The organism is Allomuricauda ruestringensis DSM 13258, assembly GCF_000224085.1.
Lineage (GTDB): Bacteria > Bacteroidota > Bacteroidia > Flavobacteriales > Flavobacteriaceae > Flagellimonas > Flagellimonas ruestringensis.
On sequence record NC_015945.1, the window covers coordinates 1,342,036 to 1,360,843 of the forward strand.

The 18,808-nt window shown below is 41.1% G+C and carries 22 protein-coding genes; 12 read left to right on the forward strand and 10 right to left on the reverse strand.

Annotation, left to right across the window (positions count from 1 at the left end; translation table 11 throughout):
• A complete protein-coding gene (locus MURRU_RS06075; RefSeq protein ID WP_014032560.1) occupies positions 1-423 on the reverse strand; it encodes an OsmC family protein in 423 nt (140 codons plus the stop codon).
• 55 nt (positions 424-478) lie between these two features.
• Here MURRU_RS06075 and MURRU_RS06080 point away from each other — a divergent pair, with 55 nt between their 5' ends.
• A complete protein-coding gene (locus tag MURRU_RS06080) occupies positions 479-1,081 on the forward strand; it encodes a carboxymuconolactone decarboxylase family protein (RefSeq protein ID WP_014032561.1) in 603 nt (200 codons plus the stop codon).
• A gap of 318 nt (positions 1,082-1,399) precedes the next feature.
• On the opposite strand, the gene MURRU_RS06085 is transcribed toward MURRU_RS06080, so the two are convergent.
• The 5 genes from MURRU_RS06085 to MURRU_RS06105 form a co-directional block, all read right to left on the reverse strand.
• Positions 1,400-1,972, reverse strand: a complete 573-nt coding sequence (locus MURRU_RS06085; protein WP_014032563.1) for a uracil-DNA glycosylase family protein — start codon at positions 1,970-1,972, stop codon at positions 1,400-1,402.
• Between the two features lie 90 nt (positions 1,973-2,062).
• Positions 2,063-2,536 carry a YHS domain-containing (seleno)protein gene (locus tag MURRU_RS06090; RefSeq protein WP_014032564.1) on the reverse strand — a complete coding sequence of 158 codons (474 nt, stop codon included), beginning with the start codon at positions 2,534-2,536 and terminating at the stop codon, positions 2,063-2,065.
• 24 nt (positions 2,537-2,560) lie between these two features.
• A complete protein-coding gene (locus MURRU_RS06095) occupies positions 2,561-2,911 on the reverse strand; it encodes an SPW repeat domain-containing protein (protein WP_014032565.1) in 351 nt (116 codons plus the stop codon).
• A 9-nt stretch (positions 2,912-2,920) separates the two neighbouring features.
• Positions 2,921-3,271: a hypothetical protein gene (locus MURRU_RS06100; protein ID WP_014032566.1), complete on the reverse strand. Its 351-nt coding sequence runs from the start codon at positions 3,269-3,271 to the stop codon at positions 2,921-2,923.
• Positions 3,272-3,347: 76 nt separating this feature from the next.
• Complete coding sequence (locus MURRU_RS06105) at positions 3,348-4,415, reverse strand: helix-turn-helix transcriptional regulator (protein ID WP_014032567.1); 1,068 nt, start codon at positions 4,413-4,415, stop codon at positions 3,348-3,350.
• Positions 4,416-4,578: 163 nt separating this feature from the next.
• Between MURRU_RS06105 and MURRU_RS06110 the strand changes: the two genes are divergently transcribed.
• Positions 4,579-4,986: a hypothetical protein gene (locus MURRU_RS06110; RefSeq protein WP_014032568.1), complete on the forward strand. Its 408-nt coding sequence runs from the start codon at positions 4,579-4,581 to the stop codon at positions 4,984-4,986.
• Positions 4,986-5,183, forward strand: coding sequence for a helix-turn-helix transcriptional regulator (locus MURRU_RS06115; protein ID WP_014032569.1), 198 nt, complete (start codon positions 4,986-4,988; stop codon positions 5,181-5,183). Before MURRU_RS06110 ends, MURRU_RS06115 begins: the two co-directional genes overlap by 1 nt.
• On the opposite strand, the gene rsmI is transcribed toward MURRU_RS06115, so the two are convergent.
• Entirely contained in the window at positions 5,180-5,854 is a 675-nt protein-coding gene (gene rsmI / locus MURRU_RS06120; RefSeq protein ID WP_014032570.1) for a 16S rRNA (cytidine(1402)-2'-O)-methyltransferase, read from the reverse strand. The genes MURRU_RS06115 and rsmI overlap by 4 nt on opposite strands.
• Before the next feature lie 199 nt (positions 5,855-6,053).
• Positions 6,054-6,743, reverse strand: coding sequence for a hypothetical protein (locus MURRU_RS06125; protein ID WP_014032571.1), 690 nt, complete (start codon positions 6,741-6,743; stop codon positions 6,054-6,056).
• A gap of 155 nt (positions 6,744-6,898) precedes the next feature.
• Here MURRU_RS06125 and MURRU_RS06130 point away from each other — a divergent pair, with 155 nt between their 5' ends.
• The 4 genes from MURRU_RS06130 to MURRU_RS06145 all read left to right on the forward strand — a co-directional run bounded on the left by MURRU_RS06130 (position 6,899) and on the right by MURRU_RS06145 (position 10,312).
• Positions 6,899-7,543, forward strand: a complete 645-nt coding sequence (locus MURRU_RS06130; RefSeq protein WP_014032572.1) for a thymidine kinase — start codon at positions 6,899-6,901, stop codon at positions 7,541-7,543.
• Positions 7,536-8,645: an alanine racemase gene (gene alr / locus MURRU_RS06135; RefSeq protein WP_014032573.1), complete on the forward strand. Its 1,110-nt coding sequence runs from the start codon at positions 7,536-7,538 to the stop codon at positions 8,643-8,645. The genes MURRU_RS06130 and alr overlap by 8 nt, the downstream gene beginning before the upstream one ends.
• A 52-nt stretch (positions 8,646-8,697) precedes the next feature.
• The gene (mscL, locus tag MURRU_RS06140) at positions 8,698-9,105 is read left to right on the forward strand and encodes a large-conductance mechanosensitive channel protein MscL (protein WP_014032574.1); all 408 of its coding nucleotides are present in this window, start codon (positions 8,698-8,700) and stop codon (positions 9,103-9,105) included.
• A 193-nt stretch (positions 9,106-9,298) separates the two neighbouring features.
• Complete coding sequence (locus MURRU_RS06145) at positions 9,299-10,312, forward strand: aspartate-semialdehyde dehydrogenase (protein ID WP_014032575.1); 1,014 nt, start codon at positions 9,299-9,301, stop codon at positions 10,310-10,312.
• Between the two features lie 34 nt (positions 10,313-10,346).
• Here the strand turns inward: MURRU_RS06145 and MURRU_RS06150 are convergent, their stop codons facing one another.
• Positions 10,347-11,045 (reverse strand): GLPGLI family protein, encoded by a 699-nt coding sequence (locus tag MURRU_RS06150; RefSeq protein ID WP_187289874.1) that lies wholly within the window; start codon positions 11,043-11,045, stop codon positions 10,347-10,349.
• Positions 11,046-11,087: 42 nt separating this feature from the next.
• A complete protein-coding gene (locus MURRU_RS17905) occupies positions 11,088-11,252 on the reverse strand; it encodes a hypothetical protein (protein ID WP_187289875.1) in 165 nt (54 codons plus the stop codon).
• Between the two features lie 244 nt (positions 11,253-11,496).
• Between MURRU_RS17905 and MURRU_RS06160 the strand changes: the two genes are divergently transcribed.
• The 5 genes from MURRU_RS06160 (at position 11,497) to MURRU_RS06180 (ending at position 18,805) form a co-directional block, all read left to right on the forward strand.
• A complete protein-coding gene (locus MURRU_RS06160) occupies positions 11,497-13,650 on the forward strand; it encodes a prolyl oligopeptidase family serine peptidase (RefSeq protein WP_014032578.1) in 2,154 nt (717 codons plus the stop codon).
• Between the two features lie 65 nt (positions 13,651-13,715).
• On the forward strand, positions 13,716-14,711 hold the full coding sequence (locus MURRU_RS06165) for a sulfate/molybdate ABC transporter ATP-binding protein (RefSeq protein ID WP_014032579.1): 996 nt from the start codon (positions 13,716-13,718) through the stop codon (positions 14,709-14,711).
• Complete coding sequence (arfB, locus tag MURRU_RS06170) at positions 14,689-15,093, forward strand: alternative ribosome rescue aminoacyl-tRNA hydrolase ArfB (RefSeq protein WP_014032580.1); 405 nt, start codon at positions 14,689-14,691, stop codon at positions 15,091-15,093. The genes MURRU_RS06165 and arfB overlap by 23 nt, the downstream gene beginning before the upstream one ends.
• A 171-nt stretch (positions 15,094-15,264) precedes the next feature.
• A complete protein-coding gene (locus MURRU_RS06175) occupies positions 15,265-15,762 on the forward strand; it encodes a hypothetical protein (RefSeq protein ID WP_014032581.1) in 498 nt (165 codons plus the stop codon).
• A gap of 427 nt (positions 15,763-16,189) precedes the next feature.
• The gene (locus MURRU_RS06180; RefSeq protein ID WP_014032582.1) at positions 16,190-18,805 is read left to right on the forward strand and encodes a M14 family metallopeptidase; all 2,616 of its coding nucleotides are present in this window, start codon (positions 16,190-16,192) and stop codon (positions 18,803-18,805) included.
• Positions 18,806-18,808: the final 3 nt, after the last annotated feature.

Sequence of the window (18,808 nt, forward strand, 5' to 3'; positions counted from 1 at the left end):
TTACTTATGATGAAAAATGGTCTTGATGTCCAATTTGGCAAATTTTCGGAACATTTCCATGACCCCACAATATTTTTCCACAGAAAGATCTACGGCTTTTTGGAGTTTGCCCTCATTGAGATTGGAACCCGTAAAGTGATATTCAACAACAACGGAATCGTAATGTTTTGGATGTTCATCGGTAAGATTGGCTATGGTCTCAATCTTAAAATCATCCACATCCAATTTCATTTTTTTGATGAGTGACGCCACATCAAGACCGGAACAACCGGCCAAACTGGATAACATTAGGGCTTTGGGGCGCAATCCTGCAGCAGATCCGCCACTTTCTTCCCCGGCGTCGATTCGTACGGTATGTCCGGATGGGTTATTGCTCTCAAAAGCCATTTCACCCAACCATTTGGTAGTTATGTGATTTGTCATGAAGTTTAATTTTTGTTTCTTGTAGAGTTCAAAAATACAATTTATAAAATCAACCATGCCTTTAGTTCCCCCTCTCGATTCCAACCACGACCCAAAAACCAAAGAACTGGCGGAATTCTTTAACGAAACCCTTGGGTTTTGTCCCAATTCCGTTTTGACCATGCAGCACAGGCCAGCAATTTCCAAAGCGTTTATTAACCTTAACAAAGCGGTGATGGCCAATGAGGGCAGGGTGACTTCCGCGCTAAAACGAATGATCGCTTGGGTTAGCAGTAATGCAACAGGGTGTAGGTATTGCCAGGCCCATGCTATTCGAGCGGCGGAACGATATGGTGCCAAACAAGAACAGCTGGACAATATTTGGGAGTACAGAACACATGAAGCCTTTTCTGAAGCAGAAAGGGTAGCCTTGGACTTTGCTTTGGCTGCCTCGCAGGTACCAAACACCGTTAATGGGAATATAAAAAAACGTTTGCATCAGTTTTGGGATGATGGTGAAATAGTTGAAATGATGGGGGTTATCTCTCTTTTTGGATTCCTTAACCGCTGGAACGACTCCATGGGCACAACCATTGAAGATGGCGCCGTGGAAAGTGCTCAAAAATATTTAGGCGAAGTGGGTTGGGAAAAAGGGAAGCATGATGGGTCTAAATACTAGAGGTTAGATTCAAGATATAAGACATAAAATTTCTCAGTTATAGGTTTTTCTTTTTATTGATTTTAAAAAAATAATGCTATATTTGAGTCAACTTACCGTCAAGAGACTGATGGTTTTTTAATTAGAAAATCTTCAATTAATTAGAAAACATCAGTATGCAAAAATTTTTCATAAATCATTATAAAGATTGTATCGCATTTTCCCTATTGATTATTTGTCTTATTTCTCTTATTGTATTTGACAGGAAAATTTCTGATAGCCTCCGACAAACCTTGGGGTATGTAATTGTTGGTTGTCTAGGTTTTATATTTAGGGGCACTACGTAAGACAGCCCGAAACCTTTTCCTGCAATTCAGGCAAAACCTTTTCCTCAAACCAAGGATTTTTACTCAACCAAAACCAGTTTCTGGGCGATGGGTGGGGCAACACAAAGCAATCGGGTAAATATTCCTGGTAGTTATTCACCGTTTCCGTCAAGTTTCTTTTCATGGTATTGCCCAAATAATATTTTTGGGCGTATTGGCCTATCAGAATGGTGAGTTTTAGGTCAGACATTTGATTCACCAAAGCTTTATGCCACAGCGGAGCACATTCTGGTCTCGGGGGCAAATCCCCAGATTTTCCCTTACCAGGATAGCAAAAACCCATGGGGATTAAAGCAAAAAGTTGTTCGTCATAAAATTGCTCGTCCGTGACATTCAGCCATTTTCTAAGTTGCTTTCCACTGGGGTCGTCCCACGGAACACCTGTTTGGTGCACCTTGGTACCGGGTGCCTGCCCAATAATGGCAATCTTGGATTTGGGATGGGCAGCAACAATGGGTCGGGGACCCAAGGGCAGATGCTCTTGGCAAACGGAACAGTTTCGGATTTGAGAAAGTAGATGGTCCATTTTTATATAAAAGGGAATTTACTATAAATGAGGGAAATACCCCAGCAAAAAATTGCCAAGGTATTTCAACACAATCAATCAAGAAAAAGATTAGTTATAGGTATTCTTTAGCTTACTCCAATTTTCATTGGCTTTTTTCACCAATTTACTATGATTGTTTTCTGCTAGCCACAATTGCTGGGCATCCAATTCAAGATTGTATAGGTACAAAAAGTACTTTCCGTCCTTTACAATAAACTTATTGGGGTCTGGCCTAAACTTTGCGCCAGCATATACTCCAAAAGCACAATATCCTCCATATTGTGGCAAATACTTGGCCGGGTTCTTGTCAAACTTCTTTTTCTGTTCTGCATCTGTAAAATAATAAACGATCTTGTTGTGTTCTGACTTGAACTCCTTTACTCCTCTTTGGGCTATTCCCAAATCCAAATAGGATACAGGGCTGTACCCTTGGAGCGCAATGTTGCTATTGTCTACGTTAAATTCCTTTTTATCTTGGGCAAAAGCGCTGTTTACGGTAATTAACGCAATCATTAAAATTGAAATATTCTTCAATGTTTTCATGGTTTATGTATTAAAATTATTCGATTATTTGCTCGCACTCAGCGAGACTACTAAAAAAACGACCGTTGCATTGAACCAATAGTAGTTGGCATCCAATCCGGAAAAGCCAAAGGCAAACGGTACGATCATAAAGGTTACGGCCACCAAAAGGTCTATGGCCAAATGTCCTTGAAAAGGGATGACCCTACGCAGACTCAGCTTGTAATCCGTAAGCGAACTGGCCAAAAAAACGGCCAGGCCCGTAGCCACAGAAAACCAAACTGCCAAGCTCGATGATTCTCCCAAACCCAATAGAAAGGGAGCTACTATTAAACCCAGCCCTGCGGTATAATCTGCCACCCCATGGAGCGTTGGTGTAATAAACCTAAGTTTCATGGTCTGGGTTTAGGCGTTAAAGTATTCCTCGTGGATCACTTGGCCCTCGTCGTTCCAAATCCTTCGGATAATCTCGTGCCAATACACCTTACTATCGTCCTTCATCAAAAAATCAAATGTGAATTCTGATGCGGAGACATTCCCATCTACTATGGTCCTGTGCAATTCAATTCCATTAACCTTGGCAATTGCATCTGCAAACCCTCTCATTTTTTCCACCATTTGTGCTTTTCCGGCGGTGGTCACCTGGTTGTAGTCCGAAGTATTCGCGTTTTCCGCAAAGTACTTCTCAACAGCTTCAACAATTGCACCTTGTGCAACAATGCTGTCCATTTCTGTAGCTAAGGCTCTAATATCCATTTGCTATGTTTTTATTGATTAAACTTTATTTGTTGTAATTACATGGCAAATGTCCGATGACACAGGATGTTTGTCGCTACAAAAAAGGAGTGTTTTCTTGTACTTTTTTGTGTATGAATTCCGATGGGTTAATTCCTGTATGGTGCTTAAAGAAGGTAGAAAAGTGATTGGGCTCTTCAAAACCAAGGTAAATTGAAACTTCCTTGACGGGTGTATCCTCATTTAAAAGTTTTTTTGAGGTGTTGATCAATTCATTCCTGATCAACCTTCCCAAAGAATCGTTCATTTTGTCCTTGGTTTTTTTGGCAAGGGCCTTTACGGAAAGGTTCATTTTATCGGCATAAAAGCCCAAAGACCGTTCTTTGGCATGGTGTTTCCGCAACAAATGTGTAAGGTCTTCAACAAACGAGTCTTTACGATCATAATCAAAGTTCTCCCTAAACTGCGTGGGGCTATATCCTGTTCCTTTTTTAAACACTCTATTAAAATAGGCAGGGTCCTTAAAGCCCATTTCGTACGATACTTCTTGAATATGTTTATCCGTAAAAACCACTTCTTTCTTGCTTTCCACCAACCGTTTCTCTTCTAACATGGTTTTGAGTGTAATCCCCAACTTATCCCTTACAAGGCTATGGGCCTGATACCCATTTTCACGGAGCAAAGCCTCTAAATCCTTATTGGTTAAATGGTTGTAAAATTCTTGGTCTATCATTTCCTTGGCATCAAAAATAACTTGATACTCATTTTTACTGGCGTTGAACGGATTCTGCCAGAACCATTGTTTCAAAGAAACGTTTATAATCTCTTTGGTGTTTTCTTCAAAAATTGTTTCCGATAAATATTTTTGGCATTCGGTGCATTCGTTAAAATTGATATAGCCCAACGAGATGAGATGTTTGAAAAGTACCCTAACATCTTTGTTGTCAAAAATCTGCTTGTTGGGAAATTCAATGGTGCGGACCAGAAAATCATCGGACAGAAACTTTATATACTGCCCTTTTTCTAGATAGATGGCCTTGTCCATCCAGTCAACATAGTTTTTAAAATCGACCTGAATGCTCCCTGTTCCTGAAAGGATGTGGAACAGTGTATACTTGTTGATAAAATATACCTTGTTGATTTCTGGATTGAATTTCTTGACCATCGTTGACTAATTGGCTATACCAACTTGGTCGAAATTCTTTTGTTTTGCTAACATCTATTTCTTTCCACCGACTACAATTACGAGTTCCTTATTAAACATTAAAAATCTATAATATTTGTAAAAATGTAAAGTTTAATTTACTTTTAGACAAAAATACTAGCAAATGGACTTTCAAATATTACCCAATTGGGGCAAAAGACTAGGTCTCTTCATTTTCTTTATTTCCATGTTTATAGTAGCTGGAGATTCCTTTATGGATGGTTACAAAGGTGTTCCATCTGGCACACATCATTTTGTTAAAGATTTTCTGGGCAGTTCACTTTTTTACTTTTTTGATGTTTTGACTTTAATAGGTCTTTTGATTTATATGTTATCAAAAGAAAAGATTGAAGACGATTACATTAAATTGCTTCGTTTGGAATCCTATCAGATTACTATAATTATTCTTTTGATTATTGCACTGATAATATATCTTTTTGATGTATCATTTCAGGTTAGCTTAGGTATGATTTTACCCATATTCATGTTGCTCTTCTTAATCACATTTTACTTCAAAAAAAGGGTACATTAATGAAAAATTTAGTGAAAGTAGAAAGAGCAAGGCTAAATTTGACCCAAGCTGAACTGGCCAAAAAGTTGGGCGTTTCCCGTCAAACCATTCATGCTATAGAAAAAGACAAGTTCAATCCCTCGGTCACCTTAGCTTTAAAAATGGGAAGGTTGTTCAAACTCCCAGTTGAAGAATTATTTATAATTGAAGAAGGTTAATCCTTACGTCCACCAACCACAATAACAAACTCACCCTTGGGTGGTTTATCGGTAAAATGCTCCAGCACTTCACTTGCGGTTCCCCGAACGGTCTCCTCATACAACTTTGTCAATTCGCGAGATACAGAAATAGGCCTTTCTGCTCCAAAGTATTCCACAAATTGGGTCAAGGTTTTTATAAGTTTGTGGGGGGATTCGTAAAAAACCATGGTACGGGTTTCTTCAGCAAGTTCCAAAAGTCGGGTCTGGCGCCCTTTTTTTAATGGGAGAAACCCTTCAAAAACAAATCGGTCATTGGGCAGTCCGCTATTTACCAAAGCGGGTACAAAAGCGGTGGCTCCAGGTAAACATTCTACCTCAATATTATTTTCAACACACGCACGCGTCAATAAAAACCCGGGGTCGGAAATAGCGGGAGTACCTGCGTCAGAAATTAGGGCGTATGTAGTTCCTTCTTTCATTTTTTGCACCAAAACGCCCACTTGCTTGTGCTCATTGTGCATGTGGTGGCTCTGCAAATGTGTGTTGATATCAAAATGTTTTAGGAGCTTGCCACTGGTTCGGGTATCCTCTGCCAAAACCACATCTACCTCCTTCAACACCTTAATGGCTCGGAGTGTGATATCTTCAAGATTTCCGATTGGTGTTGGAACCAGATATAATTTTCCCATGCACCAAAGTTACGGCCTTCTGGATAATTAAACCATAACATGGATTTGGTAAGGCAATAAAGTTATTTGGTGATTGGTTCTTGGGTTATTTGGTTAACATAAAACATAATAAGCCAATAACCAGAAGCCCTAATGGCCTCTGGAGTATTAAATTGTAGCGTTTGAATCTAATGGTAGCACAGTTACAAACCAAAAAAGTCTAGGCGAACCTTCTCTCGATCAGGGAGATAAAACGGACTTCGTATTCCTCTTTGCCTTCCCAATTATTGTACTCGGGTTTTACCATATTGTTGATAAAAGCAATAGACCTTTCTTCAGAATCAATGGTGTTAAGCTGGGAAAGCACCCTTGCATAATCTTCCATGTTGTTGTTAAAAAGATGCTTTACAAAGGCAAGTTTATCGTTGAGCCCTACTTGAAAGTCTTTGGCCATCCTATCGTTTAAAGATTTGGGTTTGCTCTGCTGAGCAATTTTGTCCCCATTCTCTTTAGGGGATAGGTTGTCCTTGTCGTTCTTCATAAAATCTGGCTTAGCGACAAATTCGGCAAACACTTGTTCCAAATCTGCATTGGACGGCATTTCGGAAACCATATCCTTAATGGTATCCATGCCAGGAGTCATAATATCTTCCTTGTGTGGATTGCTCTCGGGCACCGATGTATTTCCGCTCAATACCGCATTGGCCATTTTCTCGAATCTTGAAGCGATAACGTTTTGGGAAACATCTACCTCAACATCGCTCAATTTTTCATCTATAAATTTCAACACGGCCAACTTTTCATAAATCTCTTTCGACTTCTCATAAAGTGCCGCAAGATCGGTATCTTCTCTCGCCGTAATGATTTCAGTGGACAACTTAATTAACTCTTCCCTCAATTTCCGTATCATAGCTTTACTTCTTTATTATAAAAATATAATGATTTTGCAAAAACCCTATCAACAAAAGGTTAAAATCTTATTGAAAACAGGGGGGCAATTTTTTAGTAGCTTTGTGGTCGTCCCAATATAACGGGAAAACAAACAATTTCTTTCAAAAATACGGTATGTTTCTCGAAAACACAGTAAACCCTAAAGAACAGTTTGGATGGATTGAGGTTATCTGCGGTTCCATGTTTTCGGGAAAGACCGAAGAACTGATTCGACGACTGAAGCGGGCACAATTCGCCAAGCAAAAGGTGGAAATATTTAAACCCATTGTGGATAGACGCTATCATGAGGAAATGGTGGTCTCCCACGATTCCAATGAAATTAGGTCCACTCCCGTACCGGCCGCAGCAAACATTCGCCTTTTGGCGGATGATTGTGAGGTGGTCGGGATTGACGAAGCCCAATTTTTTGACGATGAAATTGTTACGGTTTGTAACGATTTGGCCAACCGAGGCGTACGTGTAGTGGTCGCTGGTCTGGACATGGATTTTAAAGGAAACCCCTTTGGTCCCATGCCTGCATTAATGGCAACGGCAGAATATGTGACCAAGGTACATGCCGTATGTACCCGAACGGGGAATTTGGCGAACTACAGTTTTAGAAAATCCCTTAACGATAATTTGGTGCTTTTGGGTGAAACCGAAGAGTACGAGCCCTTGAGCAGAGCAGCGTTTTATAAGGCCATGCTGCGGGAAAAAATAAAGGAAATGGATGTGGAATCGGAAGAAGTGGGCACCAAAAAAAAGAAATCCAATGAGTAAGGTCGGAGAAACTACCTTGGTTTTGGATCTTTCGGCCTTGGAACACAACTACAATTATTTGCGATCCAAAATAAAACCGAAAACCAAGTTTTTGGGAGTTGTTAAAGCTTTTGCTTACGGAAGCGACACAGTGACCATTGCCCGAGAACTGGAGCAATTGGGTGCCGATTATTTGGCCGTTGCCTATGTAAGCGAGGGTATGCTGCTTCGAAACGCAGGTGTTAAAATTCCTATTTTGGTATTACACCCTCTTGCTTCAAATTTTGAAGATTTAATAGTGCATCGTTTGGAGCCGAGCATCTACTCCAGAAATATCCTGAACCAATTTCTTGAAGTCGCCAAAGAAAAGCAACAAACCGATTATCCTATCCACATTAAATTCAATACGGGATTGAACCGTTTGGGATTTTCTGAAGATGATGTTGATTTTATTGCTAGGGAAACCAAGCACAGCGGATGCATCAAAATAGTGTCCACATTTTCACATTTGGCCGCTTCGGAAGATGCCAATGAACGTGATTTCAGTTTACTTCAAATCAATTCGTTCAAAAATTTAAGTGATGCGCTCAGGAAAAAAATAGGGTATACGCCCATACGCCACATGTTGAATACTTCTGGCATCATCAACTATCCCAATGCCCAGTTTGAAATGGTACGCAGCGGAATCGGTCTTTATGGTTACGGAAACCAAGCGGAAGTCGATTCACAATTAAAGCCTGTGGCCACACTCAAAACCATTATCTCACAAATCCATGAAATTAAGGCCAACCAGTCCGTAGGATACAACCGTGCCTTTAGATCCAGTAACACTATAAAAAGCGCTACCTTACCCATAGGCCATGCCGATGGAATTGGGCGACAATATGGAAAGGGCAAAGGCTTTGTTGTGATCAATGGTGAAAAAGCCCCGATTGTAGGCAATGTTTGTATGGATATGATCATGGTAGATGTTACTGGAATCGATTGCCAAGAAGGGGACGAGGTTGTTGTGTTCGGTTCGGATAATTCTGCAGAAAACTTTGCTTCTTCTGCAAACACCATATCCTATGAAATCCTCACCGCCATATCCCAACGGGTAAAAAGAGTTCTTATCGAGGCTTAATATTATCTTTTTTGCTTAATTTGTTTACGATTAACCAATACTCAACTATAAAATGGGATTTTTAAAAGAGTTTAAAGAATTTGCCATGAAAGGAAACCTCGTCGATATCGCCGTAGGTTTTGTCATGGGTGCCGCTTTTAAAGAAGTGGTTTCTTCGTTCACGGGAGGCATAGTTTCTCCTTTGATCGGGTTGCTGTTCAATGCAGATTTCAATGATCTGAAATATGTAATTACCGAAGGAACTTTGAATGAGGCAGGAGAAATCGTTGGGGAAATAGCCGTGCTTTATGGCGCATTCCTGACCAATGTGATTGACTTCATCATCGTAGCCTTTGTGATGTTCCTTGTTGTAAAGGCAGTAAACAGGATGAAGAAAAAAGAAGAGCCTGCTCCAGAACCTCCAAAGGGACCGACCCAAGAGGAACTTTTGGCAGAAATCCGCGATTTGTTGAAGAAATAAAAATCGTTGGTACTGAATGATTTTTTCAGTACCGCCGCTACATCACAATAACCTTTAAAACCATCAATGTGTTTCGCTAGCATGTTGATGGTTGTTTTATTTGTAACACTTTGTTATTTTTTGATTATTCATAAAGAAAAGGCTTGTTTAAACCGCTGACTAAAGTACCTTTGCGGCAAGAAATATCATTATAATGAAAGTAGCAGTTGTTGGCGCCACCGGAATGGTGGGCGAAGTAATGTTGAAAGTGTTGGAAGAACGTAACTTCCCTATTTCAGAATTGTTGTTGGTTGCCTCGGAGCGTTCCGTGGGCAAAAAACTGGTTTATAAAAATGAAGAGCATACCGTAATCGGCCTGGCAGATGCCGTTGCTGCCCAACCGGATATCGCTATTTTCTCCGCAGGGGGCGACACCTCTTTGGAATGGGCACCAAAATTTGCCGAAGTGGGAACCACGGTAATCGATAATTCCTCCGCTTGGCGCATGGACCCGACCAAAAAATTGGTGGTGCCGGAAATCAATGCAAATGAACTTACCGTAGAGGACAAAATTATAGCAAATCCCAACTGCTCCACCATTCAAATGGTATTGGCCTTAGATCCTTTACACAAAAAATATCAAATGAAACGTGTGGTGGTTTCCACCTACCAATCTGTTTCGGGAACAGGAGTTAAAGCAGTAGAACAAATGGAGAACGAAGCTGCTGGAATCGAGGGCGAAATGGCATATCCTTATCCCATCAACCGCAACGCATTGCCGCATTGCGATGTGTTCTTGGAAAATGGGTACACCAAAGAAGAGATGAAATTGGCTCGTGAGCCACAAAAAATATTGGACGATCATACATTTTCCGTTACCGCCACCGCAGTTCGTATCCCAACCGCTGGCGGACACTCGGAATCCGTAAATGTGGAGTTCCACAACGATTTTGATTTGACAGAAGTTCGAAAACTGCTCAGCGAAACGCCAGGAATCGTAGTGCAGGACAACCCGGACACCAACACCTACCCCATGCCTGTTTTTGCCAATGGTAAGGACGATGTTTTTGTGGGTAGAATCCGAAGAGACGAAACCCAACCCAACACATTGAACATGTGGATTGTAGCAGACAACCTACGAAAAGGGGCCGCTACCAATGCTGTACAGATTGCGGAATACTTGGTGAAAAATGATTTGGTTTCAAATACCTCCAAGGCTTTGTCATAATTTTCAAATAAAATAGAAAGGGTAAAGTATAGGGTCAACGTGGCATCTGTGCTTTAACCCTTTTTTTGTAGATACTATCATACTCTTTCTGGCTAATAACATTTCCTTTTATTGGATTTTCAACTTGAGTTTCCTTTTCGAAGTCCAAGTTTTCCAATACCACACTTCTTCCCTTTAAATCTAACTGAAGTACCATCCCTGGAAGCCCAACTGCTTCAAACGGCCCTGTTCCAATGGGGATTTCAGGGCAATACCAAGCGATTATCTCTGTTTCAAATATTTCAAAATTTTTCGACACCCCATTTCTTTTTCCTATCGCTTTGTAACACAGGTAATCTGAGACTAGCTTTTGCTCATCGAGCAATTCCCATTCTACATCTTCCAAGTTTGTTTTAACCTGAAACTCTTTCCCCAAGAAGGATTTTTGTTCAACCATGTATGCTTCCTTTAGATTGGTATAATACATTTTGTCCCCATCAAAAATTGTAATGGCCATTTTTGCGGTAAAGTCATTTTTATCAATGGGAAGGTTTTTAACCAACGAAAAAGCGGAGGCGCTTTGATTAAAGGCAAGTTCAAACCTCAATTTTTGAGCTTGCTTTTCAATGTTGTCAATATCATTCTTGTATGAACCCTTTAACTGTGTATTAGTATTTTCTTGCAGTATCACCTTATACTGGGCCACTCCTGAACGTATTTGAGCAATTATGGCCAAAGGGAAAAACAGCGCCACAATTAAAAGAACTCTTGTCGTTTTTAAGATATACATAAAAAATTAATAAGCAGCCTCAATACAATCGCCATAAACAGAAAAATACACCCCATAATAATCTGTGCCATAGGCCAACTCATAATAGGTGGCCAGCTTATGAGCATAGTCACTGCACACGGTAAAATAATCCTCATTTTCAGCACCTGATAAATTTATGCTAAAAATCATAATTAATAGTAAAGTAAGTTTTTTCATGTCGTAAGATTTTATTGGTTAACTCAATATTAAAAAAAAGTAACTCCAAAATTTCCGTGAATTGACGAATAGGTGTTTTCAATTGACCAATACCCTTTTTGAATTGACCAAAGTATATTTAAATCCTTTTTCAAGGTTAAAAAACGTTAACTAGAGAATTCCCCTTTCCCAAAACACAATATTCATTGTATTTTTATCGGAATCAATCCAAAAAAACATGAAAAACATAAGTCTGTTGGCTGCTCTGGTTTTATTTGCAGCCTGCCAAGAAACTAAACAAAGAGACCTCATAACAGTGAACTACCCTACCACCAAAAAAGTTGACACCGTAGATAATTATTTTGGAACCGAAGTCCCCGATCCCTACCGTTGGTTGGAAGATGACCGAAGCGAGGAGACCGAAGCTTGGGTAAAAGAGCAAAACTCCGTCACCTTCGGGTACTTGGAAAAAATCCCTTTCCGCGAAGACCTTAAAAACCGATTGGAAAAACTCTGGAACTATGAAAAAGTAGGCTCTCCTTTTAAAGAAGGCGATTATACCTATTATTACAAAAACAATGGGTTACAAAACCAATATGTGGTTTACCGAAAAAAAGATGGTGGCGAAGAAGAAGTCTTTTTGGACCCCAACACGTTTTCCGAAGATGGCACTACATCTTTAATGGGGCTCAGCTTCACCAAGGACGGTTCCAAAGCAGCTTACCTTATTTCCGAAGGAGGAAGCGATTGGAGAAAAGCCATTACCATCGAAACCGAATCAAAGGAAATTGTGGAGGATACCTTGGTAGATATCAAGTTTAGTGGGGTGTCTTGGAAAGGAAACGATGGCTTCTTCTACTCCAGCTACGACAAACCGGAGGGAAGCGAACTTTCTGCAAAAACAGACCAACATAAATTGTATTATCACAAGTTGGGCACGTCCCAATCCGAGGATAAAATCATCTTTGGGGGTACGCCGGAAGAAAAGCACCGTTATGTGGGCGGTTCCGTTTCCGAAGACCAAAAATACCTGTTCATTTCAGCATCCGTTTCCACCTCTGGGAACAAATTGTTTATGATGGACCTTTCCCTTGATAATCCTAAGTTGGTCACTATTTTGGACGATACCGATTCCGACACCTACGTCATCGACAACGAAGGCGCTACATTATATATGGTTACCAACCGGGAGGCTCCCAACAAAAAAGTTGTAGTTGTGGATGCTTCCAATCCTACACCGGATAATTGGGAAGACCTGATTCCAGAAACCGAAAATGTATTGACTGCGGGCACCGGCGGAGGCTATTTCTTTACCGAATATATGGTGGATGCCATTTCCAAAGTGCTTCAGTATGATTATGAAGGAAATTTGGTCCGCGAAGTGGAACTTCCCGGCGTAGGAAGCGCTGGAGGTTTTGGTGGCAAAAAAGAGGATAAAGAATTTTATTTTTCCTTCACCAATTACAACACGCCCGGCTCGTTGTACAAATACAATGTGGAAACCGGTGAGTACAAGCAATATTGGAAGCCACAAATTGATTTTAATCCAGATGATTATAAATCAGAACAAGTTTTCTATACCTCCAAAGACGGCATCAAAGTACCGATGATCATCACCTATAAAAAAGGAACCGAACTGAACGGCCAAAATCCGACTATTCTGTACGGTTATGGCGGTTTCAATGTTAGTTTAACGCCCTCCTTTAGTATTGTAAATGCTGTTTGGATGGAGCAAGGCGGGGTATATGCCGTTCCCAACCTTAGGGGAGGTGGAGAATACGGTAAAAAATGGCACATTGCAGGCACCAAGCTTCAAAAGCAGAACGTTTTTGATGACTTTATCGCCGCTGCTGAATATTTGATTGACAACAAATACACCTCCAAAGAATATCTCGCCATCCGTGGTGGTTCTAATGGCGGATTGTTGGTTGGCGCCACGATGACGCAACGTCCCGACCTAATGCAAGTGGCATTGCCAGCCGTGGGTGTAATGGACATGCTGCGCTACCATACCTTTACCGCAGGAGCCGGATGGGCTTACGATTACGGAACTTCGGAGGACAGCGAGGAAATGTTCAAATACATTAAGGGCTATTCCCCAGTGCACAATGTAAAAGAAGGAACGGCTTACCCGGCCACTTTAGTAACAACAGGAGACCATGACGACCGTGTGGTTCCTGCGCACAGCTTTAAGTTTGCCGCGGAATTACAAGAAAAACAAGCAGGAGAACAACCTACTTTAATACGTATCGAGACCAAAGCTGGTCACGGAGCAGGAACACCAGTAAGTAAAACCATTGAACAATACGCTGACATCTTTGGGTTTACTTTTTATAATATGGGCTACGATGAATTGCCCAACCAAGCGGTGCTTAAAGCGTTTAAAGATTAAAAATTGACTTAAAGCTGTTCAGAAAGTAAATTAAACCGTCATTCTGAACAGCTTTTTACCCGTTTATGCTAAAAATCCAAGTAAATTCTTTCGGTTACCAAGACCAAAATATTTTAAAGGACATTTCTTTTGAAGTGGCCCCAGGAGAACATGTGGCCTTGATGGGCGAAAGTGGCTCGGGAAAGAGCACCTTGCTAAAGATTATCTACGGATTGCTTCATGTGGAGGAGGGCTCAATTTTTTGGGGCGATATTGAAGCATTAGGCCCCAATTTTAATCTAGTTCCCGGTGAACCCTACATGAAATATTTGGCTCAGGATTTTGACTTAATGCCTTTCATATCCGTTGAGGAGAACATTGGTCAGTTCCTCTCTGTTTTTGAGCGGGAAACCCATGAAGGACGCATCAATGAACTGCTGGAATTGATTGAAATGAAATCGTACGCCAAAACAAAGGTAAAACACCTCAGCGGGGGACAGCAACAACGTGTTGCGCTTGCTCGGGTTTTAGCCCAAGAACCGGAAATACTTTTGTTGGATGAGCCTTTTGGCCATATTGATAACTTTAAGCGCAACACGCTACGCCGAAACCTCTTTTTATATCTAAAGAAAAAAGGCATTACCGTACTCACCGCCAGCCACGACCCAAGTGATGTGCTCCCCTTTGCGGAGCGCACCCTAATTTTGGAGAAAGGACAAATCATTGCCAACCAAAATACCCAAGACCTGTACAGTAAACCTCCCAACTACTATACCGCTTCGTTATTTGGGCAAGTGAACGAGGTGCCCATAAAACTTTTAAAGTCCTACGCTGAAATCGACTCCTCCATTCTAGTCTACCCAAACGAATTCAAATTTTCCGATTCCTCAGGACTAAAAGTAGAGGTGATTCATTCTTTTTTTAAAGGAAGTCATCACTTAAACGAGGGGGTTGCCGATGATGGCACTGTTATCTTTTTTAATTCCGATAAAAAACAGGGAAAAGGAGTGACCATTTTTCTTAATGTATCTTTGGAGACCATCAACAGAAGGCTTCAGGTTGGACAAAAAACAAATACATAGGGAGTTACAGTTTAAGGCCATGCGCAGCAGCGGTGCCGGAGGGCAACATGTAAACAAGGTTTCCTCCAAAGTGGAACTTACTTTCAATATACCTGCTTCCGAAGGACTTTCCGACAGAGAAAAACAACGAATTCAACTAAAGCTCCAATCTCGACTCACTAATGACGGCGCTTTAGTTCTTCAATGTGATGAAGCCCGAAGCCAGCACAGAAACAAAGACTTAGTGGTGAAACGTTTTTTTGAACTTTTGAAGAAAGCACTCACCTTACCCAAAAAGCGAAAGCCCACCAAACGCACCAAATCATCCATAGAAAAACGGTTGCGATCCAAAAAGAAAACTGCAGAGAAGAAGGCCAAAAGAAAACCACCTGATTTGGGATAGTTGGTCCATTTTTAGTAGTATGAGTGTAATCGAGATAGCCTATATATCAACCCAAATAGGCCATTCGTCAATTTGTCCATTTTTTTTCTTTCAAAACTCTCGAACTTCACATAATTGAATGACTAAAGAATCATTAAAACGATATTTAGCTTAATTAAGGAACAACCGAAAATGAATTCTATTAAAGGTATAATAGATAAAAGCGACTATGAAATCTATGATGATTTCTTGAACTTTCAAATTGATGGATATTGGCTTGACGAAAAACTCGAAAAACTTTATCCTGGGAATATGTATAAAGGGACAATTCCTACTCTTTTGTTTGGGATGGAAATTAAAAAGGAAAGTGAAATAGTTTGGAATAGAATTCTACCTGATGTTGGACGAAAAACTATTTGCCCAATTTTAATGTGTCCTGATGATTGCAATTTCTCCTGTATGCTAGTTGATGCTGAAATCGAGAACGCAGGAACAACAATCAAATGGAACAGACTTGGAATTGACCGGACAAAAGAGGATGAACCTGATAAAATAGGCTCCACCGTTGTTTGGTTGAACAAAGTTGAACCGTTTGAATTTAAAGTACGTGAATACCTGGATATGCTCAAAGCATTTAAAAAGCATTTCGAAATTGACAAACAGAATTGGGAAACAATGAACCCCCACTAATGCGGACTCCATAGTTCGAGCCAAAGATGAGCAAGGATGCCTGTTTTTAAAATGTTCTTTTGATATAAAGTTTGAGTATTGTGTAGGTATGAACGGGGCGCTCGAACTCGTCTGGAAAAAAAGCCTGATTTAGGACAATAATAATCTGTCAATCTTATTGCAAATCCATCAAAAAAATCTCTTCCACATAAAATCACAATCATCTGAATTTAATATCCTCGTCACAAATGCTTAATTTTCAGTCAAATTATAACTGAACTCGTTTTGAGTTGTTGGATTCAAGCGAAAATTTAAGATTTTGTGCCCAGTTGAAGACTTTTTTGAATTGCATAGCAGCGCTACGGAAAGAGAGAAAGACAAAATTGGATGCAAAAGATAAATTTACAGCGGATTTGGACAACTCAAGACGAGTTCCTAATTCAAAAAAATGATTTCTAAAACTGCAAACCTCAAAACATTGCTGCTTTCCGCAGTAATGACTTTGTCTTGTGCTGCTTTTTCCGTAGCACAAACAGTCCCCTCCCCCGAAGATGTATATGGATTTAGGGTGGGAGCCGATTACAAATTGGCCGATTATTCCCAAATTGAAGATTATCTGTCCCAATTGGACGCTGCTTCCAATAGGGTGAAAAAAATTGAAATTGGAGAAACCGTATTGGGTCGTAAAATGTACCTATTGTTCATCTCCACAGAAGAAAACTTGGCACAACTCGACAAATGGAAAGACATCAGCACCAAACTGGCACGAGTTCAAGTAGGTGACGAAGAGGCCGTAAAGCTTTCCGAAGAAGGTAAGGCCATTGTTTGGGTAGATGGTGGAATGCACTCCACGGAGCTGGCCCACGGACAAATGACCTCCGAACTGGCTTACACCCTCGCGACCTCCGAAACGGCCGAAATGCAAAAAATCAGGGAAAACGTGATTACCCTTTTAATGCCGGTAATGAACCCTGATGGATTGGACATTGTTGTGGACTGGTACCGCAAAAACCAAGGCACTGCTTATGAGACTTCACGCCCTCCGATTTTGTACCATTACTATATGGGCCACGACAACAACAGGGATTGGTTTATGAACATTATGCCAGAAACCTACAATGTTACCAAAATACTTTACAACGAATGGTATCCGCAGATTGTGTACAATCACCACCAATCTTCCCCATCTTGGACCAAAATTTCGCTCCCTCCATACGCCGATCCGGTAAACCCAAGAATTCACCCAGCCATTACTGCAGGTGTTAGCGAGGTAGGCTCTGCCATGACAAAGCGTTTTTCTCTTGAAAATATGCCCGGTGCCATTGCCGATAACTTTTACACCATGTTTTGGAACGGTGGCGGAAGAACCGTGCCTTACTACCACAACATGATCGGTATTTTAACGGAAACGGGGCACACCACCCCAACCCCAAGATTCTACGATCCCGAAAAATTGCCCAAAACCGTTGCTGGGGGCACACCGACCGATGGAACCGATATTATGTACCCAGACCCATGGAAAGGGGGCGAATCCCATTTTAGGGATGCCGTTGATTATATGTTGACAGCAACTTGGGCCACATTGGACCTTGCCGCCGACCGCAAGAGCAACTACCTACACAATATTTATAAAATGGGTAAATCCGCGGTGGAAAAAGGTACGGCCGAAGACTTGTTTGCTTACATTATCAGCAAAGAACAATGGGATTCATTTGAAGCCGTGAATTTGGTGAACGTATTACTCCAAGGTGGAATTGAAATTGAAAAAGCTACAAAAGACTTTACGGTAAATGGAAAAGAATACGAAGAAGGCTCCTACGTAATCTACACGGCACAAGCTTTTAGGCCGTACTTGTTGGACCTTATGGAAAAACAAAACTATCCGACCCGTTTCCAATATCCCGGTGGACCTCCGGACACACCATACGATTTGGCCGGATGGACGTTACCAATGCAAATGGGTATCGACGTTGACAAAATTGCTGAGTCATTTGAGGCTCCAACTGAAAAAGTCACAAATCTTGTAGAATACTACGAAGGCGATGTTAATAGAAATGGTGCATTTGGATATGCCCTTAGCGTTAACACCAACGCCTCGGTGGTGGCCACAAACAAAGTGCTAAAAGCGGGGGGAACTGCATACAAAAGCATGACCGAGTTCAAAGCTGGCAAGGAAACTTTCCCTGCGGGTTCTTACATTGTTTCTGGAGAAAAAGAGATGATGGAATCCTTGGCCGATGAATACGGACTTAAGTTTACCGGATTGTCCGCCAAACCAGAGGTTCAATTGAAAAAAATCCACTTGCCCAAAGTAGGATTGTATAAATCTTGGGTGGCCAATATGGATGAAGGATGGACGCGCTTTGTAATGGATGAATATGAGTTTGACATGGATACCCTGCACGATGCCGATATTAAAACCAAGGACTTGTCCCAGTATGATGCCATTATTATCCCATCACAAAGGCCAAGCTCCATTTTGCACGGGCACAGTAATTTGAGCATGCCCGAAAAATTCACGGGCGGAATTGGCCTTAAAGGTTCAGTGGCTCTTAGTGACTATATGGAAGAAGGCGGAACCTTGATAGCTTTTGATGCCGCTAGTAATTTTGTAATTGAGCAATTCGGATTACCATTGCGCGATGCCGTAGCAAGTGCCGATAGCAAAGATTTCTTTATTCCAGGATCTTTGATCAAGGCCGGAATTGATACTTCCCACCCATTGGCTTTTGGTATGAAAGACACGGTTGCCGTTTCATTTAACAGAAGTAGGGCCTTCACCATAAACAAACAAAGTAAAAAAGGTGAAGGTGGTGAAGAGGACATTAAAGATGCTCCTGCCCCAGAAGTTGAAGTAATAGCCACCTATGCCGCCAAAGACCTATTAATGAGCGGTTGGGCCATGGGTGAAGAAAAATATATTGCCAAAAAGCCTGCGATGGTCAAAGCCAAATACGGAAAAGGATCGGCAATTTTGTTTGCGTTCCGTCCACAGTTTAGGGCGCAACCTCGCGGAACCTACAAGCTGATTTTTAATGCGATTTACGAAGGCGCTTCGGAATAAATT